Raw genomic sequence first — 19,064 nt, 5'->3', positions numbered from 1 at the left:
TCAGTCGATCGAGAAGTCGTTGGCACGATTGATGCGGAACTGGATGATCGTGACGATCAGCACCAGGATCCCGAGCACCAGCGCCATCGCGGTCGCGTAGCCCATGTTGAGGTTCCTGAACGCCTGGTTCCAGACGTACCAGACCAGCGAGGCGGTGCTCCATGACGGACCGCCCGTCGGGGTCATGATGTTGATCTCCGTGAAGATCATCGAGCCGGCGATGATGTTGGTCACCACCAGGAAGAACGTGACCGGGCGCACCATGGGCCAGGTGATCTTGGTGAAGCGCTTCCACGAGGTGGCCCCGTCGAGCGACGCCGCCTCGTACAGCGAGCGCGGCACGGCCTGCACGGCGGCCAGGTACAGCAGCGTCGAGTACCCGAGGCCCTTCCAGACGGCCATGATGATGAGCGCCGGCTTGGCCCACAGCGGGTCCATCAGCCAGTTGGGGCCCTGGATCCCGACCAGGGCGAGGGCCTGGTTCACCAGGCCGAAGTCACCGTTGTACGCCCACTGCCACAGGATCGCGATCGCCGCGAGGGACGAGATCACCGGGATGTAGTAGACGGTGCGGAAGAAGGTGCGGCCCCGGATGTTGCGGCTCAGCGCCAGCGCGAGCGCGAGCGAGATCGCCAGTCCGATCGGGATGCCGATCATGTAGAAGACGGTGTTCCACAGCGCCTTCCAGAAGTACGGGTCCTGAAGGAGCCTCGTGTAGTTGTCGAGGCCGATGAACGTCATGTTGCCGATGCCGTTCCAGTTGGTCATCGACGCGTAGATCGAGAACCCCATGGGGAACAGCAGGAACGCGACCCAGCCGATGACCGGCGCGGCCATGAAGGCCGCCGCCCACGCGTGCTCCTTGCGATGGAGCTTGTTGTTCGCCTTGCGGGACGCCTTCGCGTCCGCCTTGGTCCAGACGGGGGTGGTCCGCTCGGCCTCGGTCGTGGTCGCCATCATCAGTCCTTCCTCGTGAGGGACGGGGCCGGCGCCGGAGCGCCGGCCCCTCCTCACTCGAGTGTGCTGCTAGCCCTGGGCCTTCGCCTGGTCGGCGGAGATCCACGACTGGTCGAGCAGCTGCTGCATCTCCGGCTGCTTGGCCGCGAGGAAGTCGGCGGCGGTCTGCGAGCCGTTGTCGACCACGTTCTCGATGCCGATCCAGAAGTTGTCGTACCACTGCGGGGTGTAGGTGTAGATCATCGGCAGCGGACGACCCTTCTCCTGCGCGATCTCGAGGAACGCCTTGGAGTTGGAGGGCCAGCCGGAGGCGGCCGCGTCGGTCTCGATCCACTCGCCCGTGGCGTAGTCGATCAGGTTCGGGATCTGCACCTTGCCGTCCGCGAGGGTCTTCTGCGCGTCCAGGTCGGTCGAGAGGTAGACCGCGAGCTCAGCCGCGAGCTCCTTGTTGGCCGAGTTCTCCGACACGCCGATGCCGAGCGAGCCGAGCCAGGTGGCCCAGTCGTCACCCTCGTTGGCGACGGGGTACGGGATGACCTCGTAGCCGAAGTTCTCCGGGTCGTTCGCCGCCTTGTCGTTGTAGGTGGCGATGTCCCACGGGGCGACCGGGAAGAAGCCGATCTCGCCGGCCATCCAGCGCTGGTAGGTGTCCAACGTCTGCGCCTGCTCGGCGGAGGGCGTCACGCCCTCGACCAGACCCAGGTCGGCGAACCACTGCAGCGCCTCGGCGAACTCCGGGGTGTCGACCGTGATGGTCTTCTGGTCCTCCGAGATCCAGTCGGCGCCCGCGCCCCAGATGAAGGCCTGCGAGTTCCACATCACGTTGAGGCCGGTGCCCCAGTGGTCGAGCTCGCCGTCGCCGTCCATGTCGACCGTGAGCTGCTTCGCGAGCTCGGTGAACTCGTCGAAGGTCATCGGCTCGTCGAGGCTCGGGTGCTCGAGGCCCAGCTTGTCGAACAGGACCGTGTTGAAGCCGAACCCGAACGGGCCGACGTCCTTGGGCAGGCCGTAGAACGGGTCGCCGTCCACGCCGCGCGCGCCGGTCTCGATGTTCATGCGGTAGGCGTCGACGCCGAAGCTCCACAGGTTGTCGACCACGGACTGGTCCACGTAGCCGGACAGGTCCGCGAGGACGCCCGCGTAGACGTAACCCATCATGTTCGCCGGGTCGACGTAGAAGACGTCCGGCACCTTGTTGCCCGCGATCGCGGCCTGCAGCTTGGTGTTGTACTGGTCCGCGTCCGTGATGATCATCGTCACGTCGGCGCCGGTCTCCTCCTCGAAGCTCGCGATCGCGGCCTCGTAGGCCAGCTTGTCGTACTCGCCGCCACGGAACATGAAGGTGAGCTCGTTGGGAGCATCACCGCCCGAGGTGTCCGGGTTGTCGCTCGAGTCGCCGCTGGACCCGCCCGAGCTGCACGCGGAGAGCATGAGCGCTCCCGCGAAGGTCACGGCCACCGCCGTGGTCAGCTTCCTGTTCATTACTGCTGCCTCCCTGTCATCGTCGTTGATGAGCTGAGGGTCCAGCCTGAGCCTCCGTCGATCGCCGGTCCTGCCATGGACCGTTGATCGGGACGGGGACCCCGGTCGTCGTCGACCCCTGTCTCATGACGTCGGCACCGCGCCGCCGTCGTTTTACAACGATGGAACATTCGCATGCCCACGGGGCGCCCGTCAAGCGGAACACTCGGGTTCACCACCCCTTCCATCCATCAATTTGCACCTCTGCCAGGCTTTATAAATTTTCTGCAACATTGGCGCAACGCGACGCCGCGTCGACGAGCGCCGGTGAGAGGATCGTCGATGACGCTGTGATCGGCCCCGAGTTTGACGAAAAGAGGGGATCGGGGCGACGATTGCCGTACAACGATGTAGATGGGAGACGCCGCAATGACGCTCGCGCCCTGCCCCCCGATGGGCTGGAACAGCTGGGACTGCTTCGGCACCACGGTCACCGAGGACGAGGTCCTCGCGAACGCACGGATCATGGCCGAGCGCCTGCTGCCCTCGGGCTGGGACACCGTCGTGGTGGATATCGCCTGGTACGACCCCACCGCGCGGTCCCACGGCTACAACGCCGGCGCACTTCTGTCGCTCGACGCGCACGGGCGGCAGCTGCCCGCTCCCAACCGCTTCCCCTCCGCGGCCGACGGCGCCGGCTTCGGACCGCTCGCCGCCCAGGTCCACGCGCTCGGGCTGAAGTTCGGCCTCCACATCATGCGCGGGATCCCGCGCCTGGCGGTCGAGCGCAACCTTCCAGTCCTGGGCACCCCCTACACCGCGCGCGACATCGCCGACCTCACGCGGGTATGCGCGTGGAATCCCGACAACTACGGCCTCAACCACGACCACCCGGGCGCGCAGGCCTACTACGACGGCCAGGTCGCCCAGTTCGCCTCCTGGGGCGTCGACTTCATCAAGGCCGACGACATGCAGGCGCCGTACTACGCGGACGAGATCGAGGCCTACGCACGCGCGATCGAACGCTCGGGGCGGGAGATCGTGCTGTCGCTGTCCCCCGGCACGCACCTGTCGACCGAGCACGTCGCGCACCTGCGGCGACACGCGCAGATGTGGCGCATCTCCGACGACCTGTGGGACCGGTGGGAGGACGTGCACGCGCAGTTCGCGCGGCTCGCGCGCTGGGCCCCGTTCCAGCAGGAGGGCGGCTGGGCCGACGCCGACATGCTGCCCCTGGGGCGCATCGGCATCCGCGCCGAACGCGGCGAGCCCCGCGACTCGCGGCTCACGCGTGACGAGCAGCGCACGCTGCTGACCCTGTGGGCGATGGGACGCTCCCCGTTCATGCTGGGCGGCGACCTCCCATCCACCGACCCCGGCACCCTCGACATCCTCGCCACCCCCGCGCTGCGGGAGGTGCTCGCGGACTCGACCGCGAACCGCGAGCTGCTGCGCGAGCCCATGGACGGCGGGGAGCTCATCGTCTGGTCCGCGCGCTCGACCCGCTCCGACCGGGTCTACGCCGCCGTGTTCTGGACCGGCGACGAGGCTCACGAGGCGCAGGTGCCGCTGGCCTCGATCCTCGGGACCGGCCACGGCACGATCTCGCTCGCGGACCTCTGGGGCGGGGCGTCGTCGCCCGTCCGGGTCAGGGACGGTGCGCTGGTCGCCGCTGTCGCGCCCCACGGCGTCGCCTGGGCCGCCCTGGATCCGGTGCGATGACTCGCCGCCGCACCCTGCTCTTCGGCGCCGCCGCCGCGGTCGCCCTGACGGCGGTCGGCGTCGGGACCTGGTGGTGGGCGCCCTGGGACGAGGCGGATCCCGCCGGGGTGCGGATCGACGTCGACGGCGACATCCGCACGCACGACCCGGCCCTGGTCGCCGGCACGGAGGACCACGACTGGTACGTGTACTCCACCGGAGACGTCCAGAAGGGTTTCGGCTCCCCGCAGATCCGGCGCTCGACGGACGGCGAGACCTGGGAGTACGTGGGCACCGTCTGGGACAAGCCGGACGACGTCGCGTGGGTGTACGAGGAGGTCTCGGGGCTCTCCAACTTCTGGGCGCCCGAGGTCCTGGAGCACGACGGCACCTGGTACCTCTACTACTCCGCCTCGACGTTCGGTTCCAACGCCTCGGTGATCGGGCTCATGACCTCGCCGACCCTCGATCCGGACGACCCCGACTACGGGTGGACGGACCAGGGCCTGGTGTGGCGGTCCACCCCAGGGGAGAGCACGTACAACGCGATCGACCCCGGCGTCATCACGGACGAGGACGGGACGCCGTGGATGGCGTTCGGCTCCTTCTGGGGCGGCATCCAGCTCATCGAGCTCGAGTGGCCGAGCGGGAAGCCGATCGCGGGGGCCGAGCCGGTGATGATCGCCCACCGCACTACCGCCACCAACGCGATCGAGGCGCCCTACCTCGCCTACCGCGACGGGTGGTACTACCTGTTCGTCTCGCGCGACTCGTGCTGCCAGGGCACGGAGTCGACCTACTCGATCGCCGTGGGCCGCGCGGAGACCATCACCGGCCCCTACCTCGACAGCTGGGGCAACGACATGAGGTACGACGGCGGCGACGAGCTGCTGTCCACGCGCGGATCGATGATCGGTCCGGGCGGCCAGTCCTACTCGGACGGCTACCTCGCCCTGCACTACTACGACGGCGACGACGGGGGCGACTTCCGCCTCGAGATCCGCCGTCTCGGCTGGACGGACGACGGCTGGCCCGTCGCCTGGACCGCCGAGGAGCTCGCCGACTAGACCACCGCATCGTCCCCCGATCCTCGAAGGAGAGGCCCCATGACCACCATCACGCTGCACCCCGACTTCCGGCTGGGCCCCGTCGACCGCCGGGTCTTCGGATCGTTCGTCGAGCACCTGGGCAGGTGCGTCTACACCGGGATCTACGAGCCGGACCACCCGACCGCGGACGAGCACGGCTTCCGCCGCGACGTCGCAGACCTCACCCAGGAGCTGGGGGCGACGGTGCTCCGCTACCCGGGCGGGAACTTCGTGTCCAACTACGTGTGGGAGGACGCGGTGGGACCGGTCGAGCAGCGCAAGCCGTTCCTCGACCTCGCGTGGCGCACCGTCGAGCCGAACCTGGTCGGCACGGACGAGTTCCTCCAGTACTGCGAGCGCGAGGGGATCGCGCCGATGATGGCCGTGAACCTGGGCACCCGCGGCATCGAGGCGGCGATCGCGCTGCTCGAGTACTGCAACGGCGAGGCCGGCACGAAGTGGGCCGACCTGCGCATCGCCAACGGCCGCGAGGAGCCCTACGGCGTGGCGCTGTGGTGCCTGGGCAACGAGATGGACGGGCCGTGGCAGATCGGCCACAAGGACGCGCACGAGTACGGCAGGCTCGCCGCCGCGACGGGGCGCGCGATGCGTCAGGTGGACCCGTCGATCGAGCTGGTCGCGTGCGGGTCGAGCTCGATGATGATGGACACGTTCGGCGAGTGGGAGCGCACGGTCCTGTCCTACTGCTACGACGTGGTCGACCACATCTCGATGCACGCGTACTACGAGGAGCTCGACGGCGACCGCGCCTCGTTCCTCGGGTCGGCGACCGCGATGGCGACGTTCATCGATCGCGTCGCCGCCTCCGCGGACGCGATCGGCGCCGAGCGGCGCTCCGACAAGCAGATCACCATCTCCTTCGACGAATGGAACGTCTGGTACCTCGTGAGCCGGTTCGTCGGCGAGACCAACCTGCCGATCCAGAGGGACGCGCCGCGGATCATCGAGGACGTCTACTCGGCGCTCGACGCCGTCGTGGTGGGCGACATGCTGTCGACCCTCATCAACCACGCCGACCGCGTCGCCGTCGGCTGCCTCGCCCAGCTGGTCAACGTGATCGCGCCGATCATGACCGAGCCCGGCGGTCCCGCCTGGAGGCAGACCACCTTCCACCCGTTCGCCACGGCGGCGCGCCTCGCTCGCGGCGACGCCCTGCAGGTCAAGGTCGACACCGGGACCCTCACGACCGCGCGGCACGGCGACGTGCCCGCGGTCACCGCGGCCGCGACCGTCGACCCGGAGACCGGGGCGCTCGCGCTGTTCGTCACCAACCGCACCGACGTGGAGCAGACCGTGACCCTCCGGACCCCGGGCGCCACGGCACGGCTCGACGGCGGGTCCGCGGTGCTCGCGGACCATGTGGGCCCGCGGGAGGGGCGCGAGGCCGCCGAGGCCTACGGGATGGTGGACGCGCTGCCGGTCGCGCAGGAGGGCGACGCGCTCACGCTGCGCCTCGCCCCGGAGTCCTGGACCGCCTTCACCGGAAGCCTCCGCTAGGCGCGGGTCGCCGCATCGTCCGCACCGGCGGGCGGTGCGGCGCTTCGCGTCAGGACGAGGCGCTGGGCGACGGGCTCGCCGACGCGTCGGTCACGGGGTCGAGCGGGCTGTCCGGGAGGTTGCGCGGGGCCGGCTCCGGAGTGACCAGGTTGACCGGCAGGCACTCCGCGTTCGCGGACAGCGCGAGATCGAGCGACAGCTCCGGCGCGAGCGAGCTCCGCAGGCCCGGGTCGTCGACGTACGCGTCGCCCACGATCACGTCGAGGAGCGTGCCCTCGCGGTTGTCGAGCACCAGGTCCACGGCTCCGTCGAACTGACGGGCGAGGGTGTAGGCCTGCTGAACGCCGTCCGCGCCGAAGACGATGCGGATGTAGTCGGAGTACGACCGGCTCCAGTTGCTCGGGTCGAGCGTGACGAAGCCGCGACCGGCCAGGTCCTCCGAGAGGCTGCCCGCGAGGCCGCCGGTGTCGGTGCCGTTGAGCACGCGCAGCGCGACCTCGGTCGGCGTCAGCGGCATGGAGTCGACCGGCGGGCAGACGAGGTTCACGTCGGAATCGAACGCACCCTCGGGCGTCACGAAGGGCTCCGAGAACGGGCCGTCGATCGTGCCCTTGTAGACGCCCGCCGCGAACAGCGCGACGAATCCGGTGGCGAGGACCAGCGCGCCGAACACGATGATCTGACGCTCGCGACGGTGGCGGCGCACCTTCGCACGGCGCCCACCGGGGCGGCCGGCTGCTGGCTGAGTCACACCCACCATCCCGTCGCGGAACACGTCATCTGGCGGAGGATGGGGGATTCGAACCCCCGAGGGCTTGCACCCAACACGCTTTCCAAGCGTGCGCCATAGGCCACTAGGCGAATCCTCCAGGCCCGCCAATGGTACACGGGGTTCAGGCGGGCGACGAATCGCCTCCGGCGCCCGCTAGACTGGTCGGCGACCCCTCACGTGGCGATACCTCGCCCAACTCCCCCAGGTCAGGAATGAAGCAAGGGTAAGCGGGCTCTGTCGGGTGCGTGGGGGGTCCTCTCATGCCCGGGCGCGGGCCGCGCGCACGCCCGGTGGACGGGCGGGTGGCGGTGTCGGAGGCCGCCACTAGATTGGTACCCGTGACCACCGCGCTCTACCGCCGCTACCGCCCCGACTCCTTCGCGGACGTCGTCGGCCAGGAGCACGTGACGGCGCCGCTGATGCAGGCCCTGCGCGCGGACCGGGTCAACCACGCCTACCTCTTCTCGGGACCGCGCGGCTGCGGCAAGACCACCTCGGCTCGCATCCTCGCGCGATGCCTCAACTGCGCGGAGGGCCCCACCGACACCCCCTGCGGCCGCTGCGAGTCCTGCATGGAGCTCGCGCGGGGAGGCGCCGGATCCGTCGACGTGGTCGAGATCGACGCCGCGTCGCACAACGGTGTGGACGATGCGCGCGAGCTGCGCGAGCGCGCCGCCTTCGCGCCGGCGCGGGACCGGTACAAGATCTTCATCCTGGACGAGGCGCACATGGTGACGCCGCAGGGATTCAACGCGCTGCTCAAGCTGGTCGAGGAGCCTCCGGCGCACGTGCGCTTCATCTTCGCCACCACCGAGCCGGAGAAGGTGATCGGCACCATCCGGTCGCGAACCCACCACTACCCCTTCCGGCTGGTGCCGCCTCCGGTGCTGACCGGCTACCTGCAGACCCTGTGCGAGGCCGAGCAGGTCGAGGTCGCCTCCGGCGTGCTGCCGCTGGTGGTGCGCGCGGGCGGCGGCTCCGTGCGCGACAGCCTGTCGGTGCTCGACCAGCTGATGGCCGGCTCGGACGACTCGGGCGTGACCTACGACCGCGCGATCTCGCTTCTCGGTTTCACCGACGCCACCATGCTGGACGACGCGATCGACGCGATCGCGGCCGCCGACGGCGCCTCGCTGTTCGACGTCGTGAGCCGCGTGATGTCGACGGGCCACGAGCCCAGACGCTTCGTCGAGGACCTGCTCGAGCGCCTCCGGGACCTCCTGGTGCTGGCCGCCGCGGGGGAGGGCGGGGCGCGGGCGCTGGGCGACATGCCGGAGGACCAGCTCGGCCGCATGAAGGACCAGGCCCGTCGGCTCGGGCTCGCACGCGGCTCGGTCGCCGCGGACCACGTCAACCAGGCGCTGACCCACATGGTCGGCGCGACGTCCCCCCGCCTCCACCTCGAGCTCCTGTGCGCGCGCCTGCTGGCGTCGGAGGCGCCGCGCGAGGCCGTGGCGCGGCCGGCCGCTGCGTCCCCCGAGCGGCCCGCAGCGGCGCCTGCACCGACGCCCACACCTGCCCCGGCCCCCGTGCGCGCGGCTCCGGAGCCGACCGTCGCGGCCACGCCCGTCGAGGCGAGCACCGCGGCACCCGCCACGGCCGCTCCTGCCGCCCAGACGGCTCCGTCCGAATCGCCTGACCGCGCCCCGGCCGCACCGCCGGAGCCCGCCCGCGCTGCTTCCGCACCAGCCCCCGCCGCACCCGCTCCGTCGGGCTCGGCCGGCGGCGCCCAGGACACCGAGCTGGTGCGCCGGCGGTGGGACGAGGTGCTCGGCACGCTCGAGCGCCGGCGCGTCACGTGGACCATGGTCAAGCAGAGCGCCCAGGTCGCGACCATCGAGGGCGGCGTACTCACCCTCGCCTTCGACAACGCCAGCCTCGCGAGCCGGTTCGGCGGCGGCAGCCACGCCGAGAACGTCGCGCTCGCGGTCCGCGAGACGCTGGGCCTGCAGGTGACGGTCGAGGCGGTCATGGGCGCGGCTCCGCCGGCGTCCCGCACGCCCGCACCCGCGGCCGCGCGACCCGCTCAGGCCGCGGCGGCACCCAGCGCCAACGCCGCCGCGGTGATGGCGGCGGCCGCGGCCGCCCCCGCGTCCGCCCCGCCCTCGTCCGCATCGTCCCGGCCCTCGTCCGCATCGTCCCCCGCCCGTCCGGAGCCGGTCGCGCCGCCCGAGCCGCCGCCGGCGTCGAACCCCGCGACGGCCGCCGTGCCGATGCCCCCGGTCTCGTCGCCGCCGCCCGACGACGAGCCCCCGCCGTGGGATGAGCCCCCGTTCGACGAGGAGGAGATCTCTGACGACGACGCCCGCGCGGACGATGCGGGGCTCAGCGCGGCGGAGATCCTCGCGAAGGAGCTCGGCGGCACGGTGGTCGACGACTGAGCGCCTGACCTCCCGGTCGGGCCGCTGCGCCTACTCTTGTCCCCATGTACGACGGCGCGGTTCAGGACCTCATCGACGAGCTCGGGCATCTCCCGGGCATCGGCCCCAAGAGCGCCCAGCGCATCGCCTTCCACCTGCTCGCGGCCGACCCGGCGGACGTGCGCCGCCTCGCCGACGCGATCACCACGGTGAAGGACAAGGTCAGGTTCTGCGAGGTCTGCGGCAACGTGTCCGAGGAGGAGCGCTGCCGCATCTGCACCGACCCCCGGCGAGCGGACGACCTGCTGTGCGTGGTCGAGGAGCCCAAGGACGTGGTCGCGATCGAGCGCACCCGGGAGTTCCGCGGCCGCTACCACGTGCTCGGCGGCGCGATCGACCCCATGAACGGCGTGGGACCCGACGACCTCCGCATCCGCGAGCTGCTCGGGCGGCTGGGCGACGGGAAGGTCGAGGAGATCATCATCGCCACCGACCCGAACATCGAGGGCGAGGCCACCGCGACGTACCTCGCGCGGATGCTCGTCCCCATGGGCGTGACCGTCTCGCGCCTCGCCTCGGGGCTGCCCGTCGGGGGCGACCTCGAGTACGCCGACGAGGTCACCCTCGGCCGCGCGTTCGAAGGCCGTCGCAAGGTCGGCTGACCCGACCGCCCGGACAGTGCGCACGGATCTCGGGACGACACGCCGCGGTCGCGCCGACGAGGAACATCGACACGCCGCAGACCCGGGACCGACTCCGTGCGGACTGTCCGGGGAAGGGGGGCAGGCGGTGTCAGGCCACCCGCGTGCCCGGGCTCAGCCGGCCGTGCGGGACCTCGAGCCGGCGCACCGCGAGCACGATGGCTCCCGCGGCGAGCAGGCCGTGGAACGCCAGCCCCCACGGCCACACCGCGGAGAGGCCCGCGAGCCGCTCCCGACGCTCGAGCTCCTCGGGGAGCAGCTCCGGCTCCTCATAGCTGTCGTACCCGTAGCAGTAGTTGACCACGGTCTCCGGCCCGAGCCGCGCCGAGCGGACCGCGTACTTGATGGAGCCGAGCATGGTCTGCGGGCTCTCGTAGCGGCTGTCGGAGACCACGTCGTTGCTCGGGGCCGCGTCGGCGACGATCACGAACGGGTTCGCCGCGAGCAGCCACCAGGTGCGCTCGGTGTGCGGCTGGTCCCAGGTCTCCTCGCGGAACGTGCAGCCGTCCGCGGTCGGGTCGTCGACCCGCTCCCCGGTCCAGCTGTCGTAGGCCTGGCCGGTCTCGTCGTAGTAGTACTGCTGGTCGTAGTAGCGGACCGTGGTGGGCTCGCTCACCAGCACGAACGACAGGCCGAAGAACACCAGCGTGAGCACGCTGAGGGTGGCGACGGACACGTACGACAGCACGGCGGAGGCCGCGGTGCGCGACGCGATCGCCGACCAGCCGAGCCCGATCGCGCAGACGACGAGCAGCTCGACGGCGAGCACCAGCACCGTCACGATCACGGCGCCGACGGGGGCTCCGGAGCCGACGAAGCCCCACACCATGAACGGGATCGACAGCGCGAGGAAGGCCAACGACGCCGCCCACGCGGCTAGCAGCTTGCCCAGCACGATTTCGATGGCGCTCAGCGCCGTCACCTGCAGCGGCGCGAGCGTGCCGTCCTTGTTGTCGCCGTTGATCGAGGTGGCCGACAGCGTCGGCGACACCAGCAGCCCGAGGAAGAGCACGAAGAAGACGAGCACCCCGAACACCACATCACCGGGGCCGCCGTAGAACATCTCGCCGCCGACCGTCGACTCGAGCAGCAGCGTGACCGCGCCCACGAGGGCCACGAACACCGCGAGCGCCCACTTCCAGCGCGTCGACCGGATCCGCTGGCGCAGCTCGAGCTGGGCGACCAGGAGGATCCCGGAGAGGGAGGGTCGCCACGCTCCGCGCTGTCGGGTCTCCCCGGTGGAGATGTCGATCGCGGTCATCGCCGGTCCTCCTCCATGGTGAGGTACGCCTGCTCGAGCGCGCTGCCCGCGGGGCCGAACGCGATGAGCGGCACCTCCGCACCCACCAGCACCGCGAGGAGGGCCGCCGCGTCCGCCTCGTCCACCACGTGCACGGCGGCGCGCTCCGGCGCGTCGCCCACCGGCTCCCACGGTCGCCCGAGATCGCCGAGCACCGCGCGGACGTCCGTGCCCGGCAGCGCGGTGATCAGCCATCGCCGTCGCGCCTTCTCGACCACCGCGTCGGCGTCGGCGCCGAGCGTCGCCCCCTTGGACATGAACACCGCGGAGTCGACCATCTCGTCGAGCTCGGACAGCACGTGCGAGGAGATCAGGATCGCCTTGCCGTCCGCGGCGAGCGCGCGCACCAGCTCCCGCAGCTCGATCCGTGACCGAGGGTCGAGCCCCGAGGCCGGCTCGTCCAGGATCAGCACCTCGGGATCATGGACCAGCGCGCGGGCGAGGGAGAGGCGCTGCTTCTGGCCGCGGCTCAGCACCCTCGCCGGCTGGGAGGCGTACTCCGACAGATGCACGGTGCGGAGCAGGTCGAACGCTCGCGCGCGTGCGGGCTCACGCGCCAAACCGTACGCACGTCCGAAGGTGGTGAGCGTCTCCTCGCAGGTGAGCGAGTCCCAGGTGCCGAGCACGTCGGGCATCCACCCGAGGTGGACCCGGGCCGCCGCCCCCTCGGCGAGCGGATCCCTGCCCGCGACGCTCACCTCGCCGCCGTCGGGGCGCAGCAGGCCCGCGAGCATCAGCATCAGCGTGGTCTTGCCGCAGCCGTTCGGGCCGATCAGCGCGGTGACGTGACCCGGCGGCACGGCGAGGGACGCGTCGACGACCGCCTGCACGGTGCCGAAGGCACGGCGCAGGCCACGTGCCTCGAGCGCCAGGCCGCGGTCCACCTCCATGTGTGACATGACGCTCAACCTAGTGGTGATCGTTGTGTCGCGTGCACCCCCAATAGTGGGGGCAGCGCGCGATGGAGCCCGCTCGATAGAGTCGACTCACTCAGTCGCACGCCCATCGACAGGAGCGCCGCATGCCCCGTACCTCGGACAAGCCGGAGCGGCTGCGCGCCGCCGCCTTCACCCTGACCCGCGACAAGGGGGTGGACGGCTGGACGCTGGCCGACGTGGCGGCGGCCGCCGGGGTTCCCGCGGGCTCGATCTTCTACCACTTCCGCACCAAGGAGGCGATGGTGCTCGGCGTCGCCGACGAGCTCGACTCCGACCTCGCCGCCATCCTCGCGACCTGCGCGCTCGAGGACGGGCCCGTCGCCCGGCTGACGGCGCTCCTCGACACCTACGGCGACCGGTCGTCCGAGATCGTCGCCCGCGGCACCGCGATCGGCACGCTCGCGCCGCAGCTGCGACGTGCGGGCGCCGCCGACCGCGTGGTGGCGCTGCAGGAGCGCCTGGTCGGCTGGATCGCGGCCCAGTTCGAGGAGCTCGGGTTCGCGCCGGCCGCGGCACGGGCGCGCGCCCTCCACCTGCTGAGCGGCATCGAGGGGGCGGCCGCGCTCGCGTACGCGCTCGGCGACCCCCAGCCCCTCGACCTCGAGGCGGCTCACCTCGCGCGCTGGGTGAGCCGCGCGAGCGCCTAGCCCGGCAGGGTCCCGGCGGCGAACGCCCGCTCGAAGGCGTACCCCGCCTCGACGCCCCGGACGGGGTCGCCGTAGACGATCGTGGCCGTGCCGTCGGCGTGCGGCGGCGCGTCGACCGTGCCGTCGACGACGACGCGGAGCCAGTCGCCGTGCACGGCGTCCGCGAGCGCCTGCGGCGCGGCGAGCCCCACCCGACGGATCGCGTCCCGATCGCGAAGGATGTCGAAGCCGAAGGGCAGGTCCGCGCAGTGCGGCGCCTGCCCCAGCTCGGGGATGCTCCAGCGGAAGTCGTAGGCCCACGTGCGGGACGCCGCCTCTCCCGCGGCGCGGAGCGACGCCCACCGCGCGACATGCCGCCTGAACATGGCGTCGGACAGCGCCTGGCCGACCACGTCGGCGGCATCGCCGCCCTCCACGCGCGCCGCCATCGCGGCCGCGAGGGGAGCGCTGATCCCGGCACGCTGCAGCGCCGCGGTCGGCTCGACGCCGTCGAGCGTCTCGCGCATGCCGGCGGCGACGGCGTTGAACTCGTGCGCGGTGGACCCGATCAGCAGCGCGACGTCGGCCCCGACGCCCGCCACGATGCCCTCCGTGATCGTGCCGGGGATCAGATCCCCGTCGATCACGGGTGAGAGCCGCAGGTTGTCGTCGAGCAGGCCCGCGAGGGCGTCCTCGCCCGGGGGACCGTCGAGGAATGTGGCACCCTGGGCGTCGAGCACCTCGATCTCCGACCGCGATCGCAGGCCCGCCAGGTCCGGCGCCACGCCGAGGGTGTCGGCGACCCGGGTCCCGAACGCACGCGCGTCGTCGACGGTGACCGGGACGTCCGCGGGGGACAGCGCGATCGCGCCGCGGAAGAGCCCCTGGGCGGCGGGCATCGTCAGCAGGCGCATGACGGACGCCCCGCCCGCGGACTGGCCCGCGATGGTCACGCGCGACGGGTCGCCGCCGAAGGCCGCGATGTTCTCCTGGACCCACCGGAGCGCCGCGAGCTGGTCGAGCACCGCCCGGTTGAGGGGCGCCCCGTCGATCCAGCCGAACCCGTCGAATCCGAGCCGGTAGCCGAACGTGACGGTGACCACCCCGTCGCGGTGGAACGCCTGGCCGCCGTACCAGGGGCTCGCGGGTGAGCCGCCGACGAACCCGCCTCCGTGGATGTAGACCAGCACGGGCAGCGCGGCGCCCGCGCGCGGGTCCGGGGTGCCCACGTCGAGCGTGAGCGTGTCGGCTCCCGGGACCGTCGGCTCGGGGATGAAGGAGTCCGCCCACGGCGAGCGCCGCTGCGGGGTGGACCCATGCAGGGCGCAGTCCCGCACCCCGTCCCACGCCGCACGCGGCACCGGCGCGAGGAACCGCCGGTCACCGACGGGCGCCTCGGCGTAGGGGATGCCCAGGAACACCGCGGCGCGCGACACCTCCCCGTCGACGGAACGATGCTCGCGCCAGACCCCCCTCGCGGAGCCGGAGCGGGTGAGGACCTCGGGACGTCGGGAGGGCGTGGTCATGACGGCACGGTAGCCCAGCCGCTCGCGTGTGTGCGCCGCGCAGCGTGCCTCTAGAATGAGGCCCGGTGCCCGCCGTGTGCAGGGCGAAGCGACCCCCCTCCCTCTGGAGCAGAAGCATGTCCCTTGTGGTGCAGAAGTACGGCGGCTCGTCCGTCGCGGACGCCGCGGCGATCCGGCGCGTCGCCGCGCGCGTGGTCGACACGGTCCGCGCGGGCAACGACGTGGTGGTCACCGTCTCCGCCATGGGCGACACCACGGACGAGCTGATCGACCTCGCCAACGAGGTCACCACCGCACCCGACCCCCGCGAGATGGACATCCTGCTCACCGCGGGCGAGCGGATCTCGATGGCGCTGCTCGCGATGGCGATCAACTCCGCGGGCATCCCCGCGCAGGCCTTCACGGGCCCGCAGGCGGGCGTGATCACCACCGAGCACCACGGCCGCGCCCGGATCATCGACGTCGCACCCGGCCGCCTGCAGCGCGCGCTGTCGCAGGGTCGCGTGGCGATCGTCGCCGGCTTCCAGGGCCTCAACCAGGAGACCCAGGACGTCACCACGCTGGGACGCGGCGGCTCCGACACCACCGCTGTGGCGCTCGCGGCCGCGCTCGGCGCGGACGTCTGCGAGATCTACACGGACGTCGACGGCGTGTTCACGGCCGACCCGCGCATCGTCCCCGCCGCCCGCAAGCTCACCCGCATCACCTATGAGGAGATGCTCGACCTGGCCGCCTCCGGCGCCAAGGTCCTCATGCCGCGCTGCGTCGAGTACGCGCGCCGGTTCAACGTCCCCGTCCACGTGCGCTCCTCCTTCTCCGGCCTGGAGGGCACGTGGGTGACGGACGGCACCGAGGAAGGAGATGACATGGAAGACCCGATCATCGCGGGAGTCGCGCACGACCGCTCCGAGGCCAAGATCACGGTCACGGGCGTCCCCGACGTCCCGGGCTCCGCGGCCCGGCTGTTCGAGGCCGTCGCACGTGCCGACGTCAACATCGACATGATCGTGCAGAACGTCTCGGCGACCAACACGGGCGTCACGGACATCTCCTTCACGCTCCCGCAGGCCTCGATCCCCGCGGCCATCGCCGCGATCGAGGGCGACCACGAGGGCATCGGCTACGCCGCCCTCGCGACGGACGACACGATCGGCAAGATCTCGCTGGTCGGTGCCGGCATGCGCTCCAACTCGGGCGTCTCCGCGAAGTTCTTCGCGGCGCTGCGCGACGCGGGCGTCAACATCGAGATGATCACCACCTCCGACATCCGCATCTCCGTGGTCACCCGCGACGCGGATCTCGAGAAGGGGGTGAAGGCGGTGCACACCGCGTTCGACCTCGACTCCACCGAGGGCGAGGCCGTGGTCTACGGAGGGACGGGACGATGAGCCTGACAGTTGCAGTCGTGGGCGCCACCGGGCAGGTGGGCGCCGTCATGCGCGAGCTGGTCGCGGAGCGCTTCGCCGATGCGGAGGTGCGCTTCTTCGCGTCCGCCCGCTCCGCGGGACGCACGCTCGAGCACCTGGGCCGCGAGATCGTGGTCGAGGACGTCGCCTCGGGCGACTACGCCGGGATCGACATCGCGCTGTTCTCCGCGGGCGGCGCCGCGTCCAAGGAGTATGCGCCGCTCTTCGCCGCGGCGGGCGCGATCGTGATCGACAACTCCTCGGCGTGGCGCAAGGACCCCGAGGTGCCGCTGGTGGTCTCCGAGGTCAACCCCGAGGCGCTGGACGACATCCCCAAGGGGATCATCGCCAACCCCAACTGCACCACCATGGCCGCCATGCCGGTGTTGAAGCCGCTGCACGAGGCCGCCGGCCTCGAGCGCCTGGTCGTGTGCTCGTACCAGGCCGTGTCGGGCTCGGGCCTCGCGGGCGTGGAGGAGCTGCACTCGCAGGCCGCCGCCGTGGTCGACGGCGCGAAGGCGCTCGCGCACGACGGCTCGGCGGTCGAGTTCCCGACGCCCGTGAAGTACGTCGCGCCGATCGCGTTCAACGTGGTGCCCCTGGCCGGCTCCGTGGTCGACGACGGCTCCAACGAGACCGACGAGGAGCAGAAGCTCCGCAACGAGTCGCGCAAGATCCTGGGCCTGCCCGAGCTGATGGTCGCGGGCACCTGCGTGCGCGTGCCCGTGTTCACCGGTCACTCGCTTTCGATCAACGCCGAGTTCGAGCGCGGCATCACCCCCGAGGACGCGTACGAGATCCTCGCCGCCGCCCCCGGCGTGCGGGTCGAGGAGGTGCCGACGCCTCTCGCGGCCGCCGGTGGCGACGTCTCGCTGGTCGGCCGGATCCGTCAGGACCGGTCCCTCGAGGGCACGCGTGGCCTGGTGCTGTTCGTGTCCGGGGACAACCTCCGCAAGGGCGCCGCGCTCAACGCGGTGCAGATCGCGGAGCTGGTCGCCGCGAAGCTCGGGGCGAACGCGTAGGCGACCGCCGCATCGTCCGACCGAGGCCCGGGCCCCCCTCCAGCGGGGACCCGGGCCTCGGCGCGTGTCGGGACGATGCGGGGCGCCTGCCTAGCGGGCGCCGCCCCAGACGTCGATCGAGACCGCCGCGGGCGGGCCGTAGAACGTGGGCACGGCGGCGTACGCCGCGACCTGGACGCGAGCGCCGTCCGCGGTGCGCAGCGAGCCGCGGAACCAGTTCTGCTCCGACCGGTCGACCTGTCCCGGCGGCGGCGCGTAGAAGGCGTCGATGTACCAGTCGTCCGGCCCGAGCTCGAACCCGGGCGCGTACGTCGACGAGCCGCGAACGCGGAGGACGCCCTCGCCTGTGGCGTACGGCTCCGGCAGCCCCGTCGCGCAGTACTCGTCGATGAAGTCGAAGACCCCACCTCCGGTGTAGGCGTAGACCTCGGCGTGGACGCGGGTGGTGAGCCGGTACACGTCGCCGTCGGCGCCGGTGCGCTTCACCGTCATCGCCGTCACCGGGGTGTCCCCGGCCGGATAGGCGCAGGCGTCGGCCGCCGTCCATCCGACGAAGGCGACGTAGTCCTCGACGCCGCCGGTGACCTGGTTGTCGTAGATGAGCTCGACGGGATAGTCGGCCGTGTAGACCGGGTCCGACGGCGCGGCCCCGGCCGGGACCGCGGCGGCGAGCGCCAGGGCGGCGACACCGAGGCCGAGCATGGAGAGACGAGTCGGCAGCTTCATGATGTTCTCCTCCAGTTCCGCGCGCGTCAGCGCCGGTTCCGCACGTCGACCGAGGTGACGCTCGGATACTGCTCGAACACGATCGGCATGTCCGTCACCGGATCGATCACGAGGTAGAGGTCGACCTCCGCGTACGTGGAGACCGCCCAGCGCTCGCCGGAGCCGGTCACGACCGTTCCGTGCGCGCTGTTCACGCTGGAGATGGTGACCTCCGGGAACGCGCTGATGTCGACGACGGACCGGTCCTGCAGGTTCGCCACGCCGACCCCCACCGGCTCCGGCGGGTCACCGGCCGCCAGGGCCGGGCAGTACACGCCGGCGAAGTAGTCGAACACCCCGAGGCCGCCGCCGTCGTAGACCTCCATGGTGGCGCGCTGGTTGACGAGCCTCTCGTGGATCATCGTGCCGTCGCCGGAGATGCGGTCGAGCTCGTCGGCGAGCTCCGGCGGTGCGTCCGCGCAGAACTGAGGCGCGCTGAACCCGACGATGACGACCAGGTCCTGCTCGAGCGCGGTCACTCCGGACGTCGGGGCGATGTGGTTGTCGTACAGCCGCCCCATCGGGAACTCGTACCTGTCGACCTCGGTGCGTGCCGAGGCGGGCGTGGCCATCGCCACGGCGAGCCCGATCGCCGCGGCGACAGCGAGCAGGGCGGGCTTGAGCGTGGATCGTGTCATGATCCTCTCCCCCGGCCCCCGGTGCGCCGGCGGGCGCCCTCCCCCTTTGGACGGGCCCACGAGTCGCAGTGAGCGCGGCCACCCTTGGGGACCTCGCACCCTAGAACAGACGGGCGGCGCGAAAGGTTGTGCCGGCCGTCCGCGCGCGGGGAGAGGGCATCGCGCGACGATGCGGGCGGGAGGCGTCGCGCGACGCACTGCCGGCGCGCACCCGACCGCCGAGACGACTCGCGGCGGAGACGACGAAGGGGGGGGGGGGGGGGGGGGCCGCGCGGCGGCCCACAC

16 protein-coding genes, 1 tRNA gene and 1 other RNA gene are annotated in these 19,064 nt (G+C 71.7%); 9 read left to right on the top strand and 9 right to left on the bottom strand.

Annotated features, from left to right (window positions below):
* Together QQX13_RS12855 and QQX13_RS12850 are read right to left on the bottom strand one after the other, a co-directional pair.
* Positions 1-960 (bottom strand): carbohydrate ABC transporter permease, encoded by a 960-nt coding sequence (locus QQX13_RS12855; RefSeq protein ID WP_301121955.1) that lies wholly within the window; start codon positions 958-960, stop codon positions 1-3.
* Positions 961-1,026: 66 nt separating this feature from the next.
* Entirely contained in the window at positions 1,027-2,439 is a 1,413-nt protein-coding gene (locus tag QQX13_RS12850; protein WP_301121957.1) for an ABC transporter substrate-binding protein, read from the bottom strand.
* Between the two features lie 393 nt (positions 2,440-2,832).
* Here QQX13_RS12850 and QQX13_RS12845 point away from each other — a divergent pair, with 393 nt between their 5' ends.
* Genes QQX13_RS12845 through arfA form a run of 3 tightly spaced genes read left to right on the top strand, consistent with a single transcriptional unit; the run spans position 2,833 to position 6,725 of the window.
* Complete coding sequence (locus tag QQX13_RS12845) at positions 2,833-4,140, top strand: alpha-galactosidase (RefSeq protein ID WP_301121959.1); 1,308 nt, start codon at positions 2,833-2,835, stop codon at positions 4,138-4,140.
* Positions 4,137-5,186, top strand: a complete 1,050-nt coding sequence (locus QQX13_RS12840) for an arabinan endo-1,5-alpha-L-arabinosidase (protein WP_301121961.1) — start codon at positions 4,137-4,139, stop codon at positions 5,184-5,186. The genes QQX13_RS12845 and QQX13_RS12840 overlap by 4 nt, the downstream gene beginning before the upstream one ends.
* Before the next feature lie 39 nt (positions 5,187-5,225).
* Positions 5,226-6,725 carry an arabinosylfuranosidase ArfA gene (gene arfA / locus QQX13_RS12835; RefSeq protein WP_301121963.1) on the top strand — a complete coding sequence of 500 codons (1,500 nt, stop codon included), beginning with the start codon at positions 5,226-5,228 and terminating at the stop codon, positions 6,723-6,725.
* Between the two features lie 49 nt (positions 6,726-6,774).
* Here arfA and QQX13_RS12830 read toward each other — a convergent pair whose 3' ends face one another.
* Together QQX13_RS12830 and QQX13_RS12825 are read right to left on the bottom strand one after the other, a co-directional pair.
* Positions 6,775-7,476, bottom strand: coding sequence for a LytR C-terminal domain-containing protein (locus tag QQX13_RS12830; RefSeq protein WP_301121965.1), 702 nt, complete (start codon positions 7,474-7,476; stop codon positions 6,775-6,777).
* A 30-nt stretch (positions 7,477-7,506) separates the two neighbouring features.
* Positions 7,507-7,594 (bottom strand) — tRNA-Ser (locus QQX13_RS12825).
* Between the two features lie 67 nt (positions 7,595-7,661).
* On the opposite strand from QQX13_RS12825, the gene ffs reads away from it, so the two are divergent.
* The 3 genes from ffs to recR all read left to right on the top strand — a co-directional run bounded on the left by ffs (position 7,662) and on the right by recR (position 10,519).
* An RNA gene (gene ffs / locus QQX13_RS12820) (signal recognition particle sRNA small type) lies at positions 7,662-7,758 on the top strand.
* 77 nt (positions 7,759-7,835) lie between these two features.
* Entirely contained in the window at positions 7,836-9,878 is a 2,043-nt protein-coding gene (locus tag QQX13_RS12815) for a DNA polymerase III subunit gamma and tau (RefSeq protein ID WP_301121967.1), read from the top strand.
* A 44-nt stretch (positions 9,879-9,922) separates the two neighbouring features.
* Positions 9,923-10,519, top strand: a complete 597-nt coding sequence (gene recR / locus QQX13_RS12810) for a recombination mediator RecR (protein WP_301121969.1) — start codon at positions 9,923-9,925, stop codon at positions 10,517-10,519.
* A gap of 130 nt (positions 10,520-10,649) precedes the next feature.
* Here the strand turns inward: recR and QQX13_RS12805 are convergent, their stop codons facing one another.
* Together QQX13_RS12805 and QQX13_RS12800 are read right to left on the bottom strand one after the other, a co-directional pair.
* Entirely contained in the window at positions 10,650-11,819 is a 1,170-nt protein-coding gene (locus QQX13_RS12805; RefSeq protein ID WP_301121971.1) for an ABC transporter permease, read from the bottom strand.
* Positions 11,816-12,757: an ABC transporter ATP-binding protein gene (locus QQX13_RS12800; RefSeq protein WP_367281261.1), complete on the bottom strand. Its 942-nt coding sequence runs from the start codon at positions 12,755-12,757 to the stop codon at positions 11,816-11,818. The genes QQX13_RS12805 and QQX13_RS12800 overlap by 4 nt, the downstream gene beginning before the upstream one ends.
* 122 nt (positions 12,758-12,879) lie before the next feature.
* Between QQX13_RS12800 and QQX13_RS12795 the strand changes: the two genes are divergently transcribed.
* Positions 12,880-13,443 carry a TetR/AcrR family transcriptional regulator gene (locus QQX13_RS12795; RefSeq protein WP_301153600.1) on the top strand — a complete coding sequence of 188 codons (564 nt, stop codon included), beginning with the start codon at positions 12,880-12,882 and terminating at the stop codon, positions 13,441-13,443.
* Here QQX13_RS12795 and QQX13_RS12790 read toward each other — a convergent pair.
* On the bottom strand, positions 13,440-14,948 hold the full coding sequence (locus QQX13_RS12790) for a carboxylesterase/lipase family protein (protein ID WP_301153599.1): 1,509 nt from the start codon (positions 14,946-14,948) through the stop codon (positions 13,440-13,442). The genes QQX13_RS12795 and QQX13_RS12790 overlap by 4 nt on opposite strands.
* Positions 14,949-15,064: 116 nt before the next feature.
* Here QQX13_RS12790 and QQX13_RS12785 point away from each other — a divergent pair, with 116 nt between their 5' ends.
* Positions 15,065-16,336 carry an aspartate kinase gene (locus QQX13_RS12785; RefSeq protein WP_301121977.1) on the top strand — a complete coding sequence of 424 codons (1,272 nt, stop codon included), beginning with the start codon at positions 15,065-15,067 and terminating at the stop codon, positions 16,334-16,336.
* Positions 16,333-17,376 (top strand): aspartate-semialdehyde dehydrogenase, encoded by a 1,044-nt coding sequence (locus tag QQX13_RS12780; RefSeq protein WP_301153597.1) that lies wholly within the window; start codon positions 16,333-16,335, stop codon positions 17,374-17,376. Before QQX13_RS12785 ends, QQX13_RS12780 begins: the two co-directional genes overlap by 4 nt.
* A 90-nt stretch (positions 17,377-17,466) precedes the next feature.
* Here QQX13_RS12780 and QQX13_RS12775 read toward each other — a convergent pair whose 3' ends face one another.
* Both QQX13_RS12775 and QQX13_RS12770 read right to left on the bottom strand, forming a co-directional pair.
* Positions 17,467-18,102, bottom strand: coding sequence for a hypothetical protein (locus tag QQX13_RS12775; protein ID WP_301153595.1), 636 nt, complete (start codon positions 18,100-18,102; stop codon positions 17,467-17,469).
* A gap of 26 nt (positions 18,103-18,128) precedes the next feature.
* Positions 18,129-18,779, bottom strand: coding sequence for a hypothetical protein (locus QQX13_RS12770; RefSeq protein ID WP_301153594.1), 651 nt, complete (start codon positions 18,777-18,779; stop codon positions 18,129-18,131).
* Positions 18,780-19,064: the final 285 nt, after the last annotated feature.

Source organism: Demequina lignilytica (assembly GCF_030418375.1).
GTDB classification, from domain to species: domain Bacteria; phylum Actinomycetota; class Actinomycetes; order Actinomycetales; family Demequinaceae; genus Demequina; species Demequina lignilytica.
The sequence above is the reverse complement of the archived record's forward strand: the minus strand, read 5'-3'. Positions and strand labels throughout refer to the sequence as shown.

Excerpts from the sequence above, each read along its gene's own strand:
- QQX13_RS12855 (WP_301121955.1), bottom strand. The coding sequence starts at position 960 with ATGATGGCGACCACGACCGAGGCCGAGCGGACCACCCCCGTCTGGACC.
- QQX13_RS12850 (WP_301121957.1), bottom strand. The coding sequence starts at position 2,439 with ATGAACAGGAAGCTGACCACGGCGGTGGCCGTGACCTTCGCGGGAGCG.
- QQX13_RS12845 (WP_301121959.1), top strand. The coding sequence starts at position 2,833 with ATGGGAGACGCCGCAATGACGCTCGCGCCCTGCCCCCCGATGGGCTGG.
- QQX13_RS12840 (WP_301121961.1), top strand. The coding sequence starts at position 4,137 with ATGACTCGCCGCCGCACCCTGCTCTTCGGCGCCGCCGCCGCGGTCGCC.
- arfA (WP_301121963.1), top strand. The coding sequence starts at position 5,226 with ATGACCACCATCACGCTGCACCCCGACTTCCGGCTGGGCCCCGTCGAC.
- recR (WP_301121969.1), top strand. The coding sequence starts at position 9,923 with ATGTACGACGGCGCGGTTCAGGACCTCATCGACGAGCTCGGGCATCTC.
- QQX13_RS12805 (WP_301121971.1), bottom strand. The coding sequence starts at position 11,819 with ATGACCGCGATCGACATCTCCACCGGGGAGACCCGACAGCGCGGAGCG.
- QQX13_RS12800 (WP_367281261.1), bottom strand. The coding sequence starts at position 12,757 with ATGTCACACATGGAGGTGGACCGCGGCCTGGCGCTCGAGGCACGTGGC.
- QQX13_RS12795 (WP_301153600.1), top strand. The coding sequence starts at position 12,880 with ATGCCCCGTACCTCGGACAAGCCGGAGCGGCTGCGCGCCGCCGCCTTC.
- QQX13_RS12790 (WP_301153599.1), bottom strand. The coding sequence starts at position 14,948 with ATGACCACGCCCTCCCGACGTCCCGAGGTCCTCACCCGCTCCGGCTCC.
- QQX13_RS12785 (WP_301121977.1), top strand. The coding sequence starts at position 15,065 with ATGTCCCTTGTGGTGCAGAAGTACGGCGGCTCGTCCGTCGCGGACGCC.
- QQX13_RS12780 (WP_301153597.1), top strand. The coding sequence starts at position 16,333 with ATGAGCCTGACAGTTGCAGTCGTGGGCGCCACCGGGCAGGTGGGCGCC.
- QQX13_RS12775 (WP_301153595.1), bottom strand. The coding sequence starts at position 18,102 with ATGAAGCTGCCGACTCGTCTCTCCATGCTCGGCCTCGGTGTCGCCGCC.
- QQX13_RS12770 (WP_301153594.1), bottom strand. The coding sequence starts at position 18,779 with ATGACACGATCCACGCTCAAGCCCGCCCTGCTCGCTGTCGCCGCGGCG.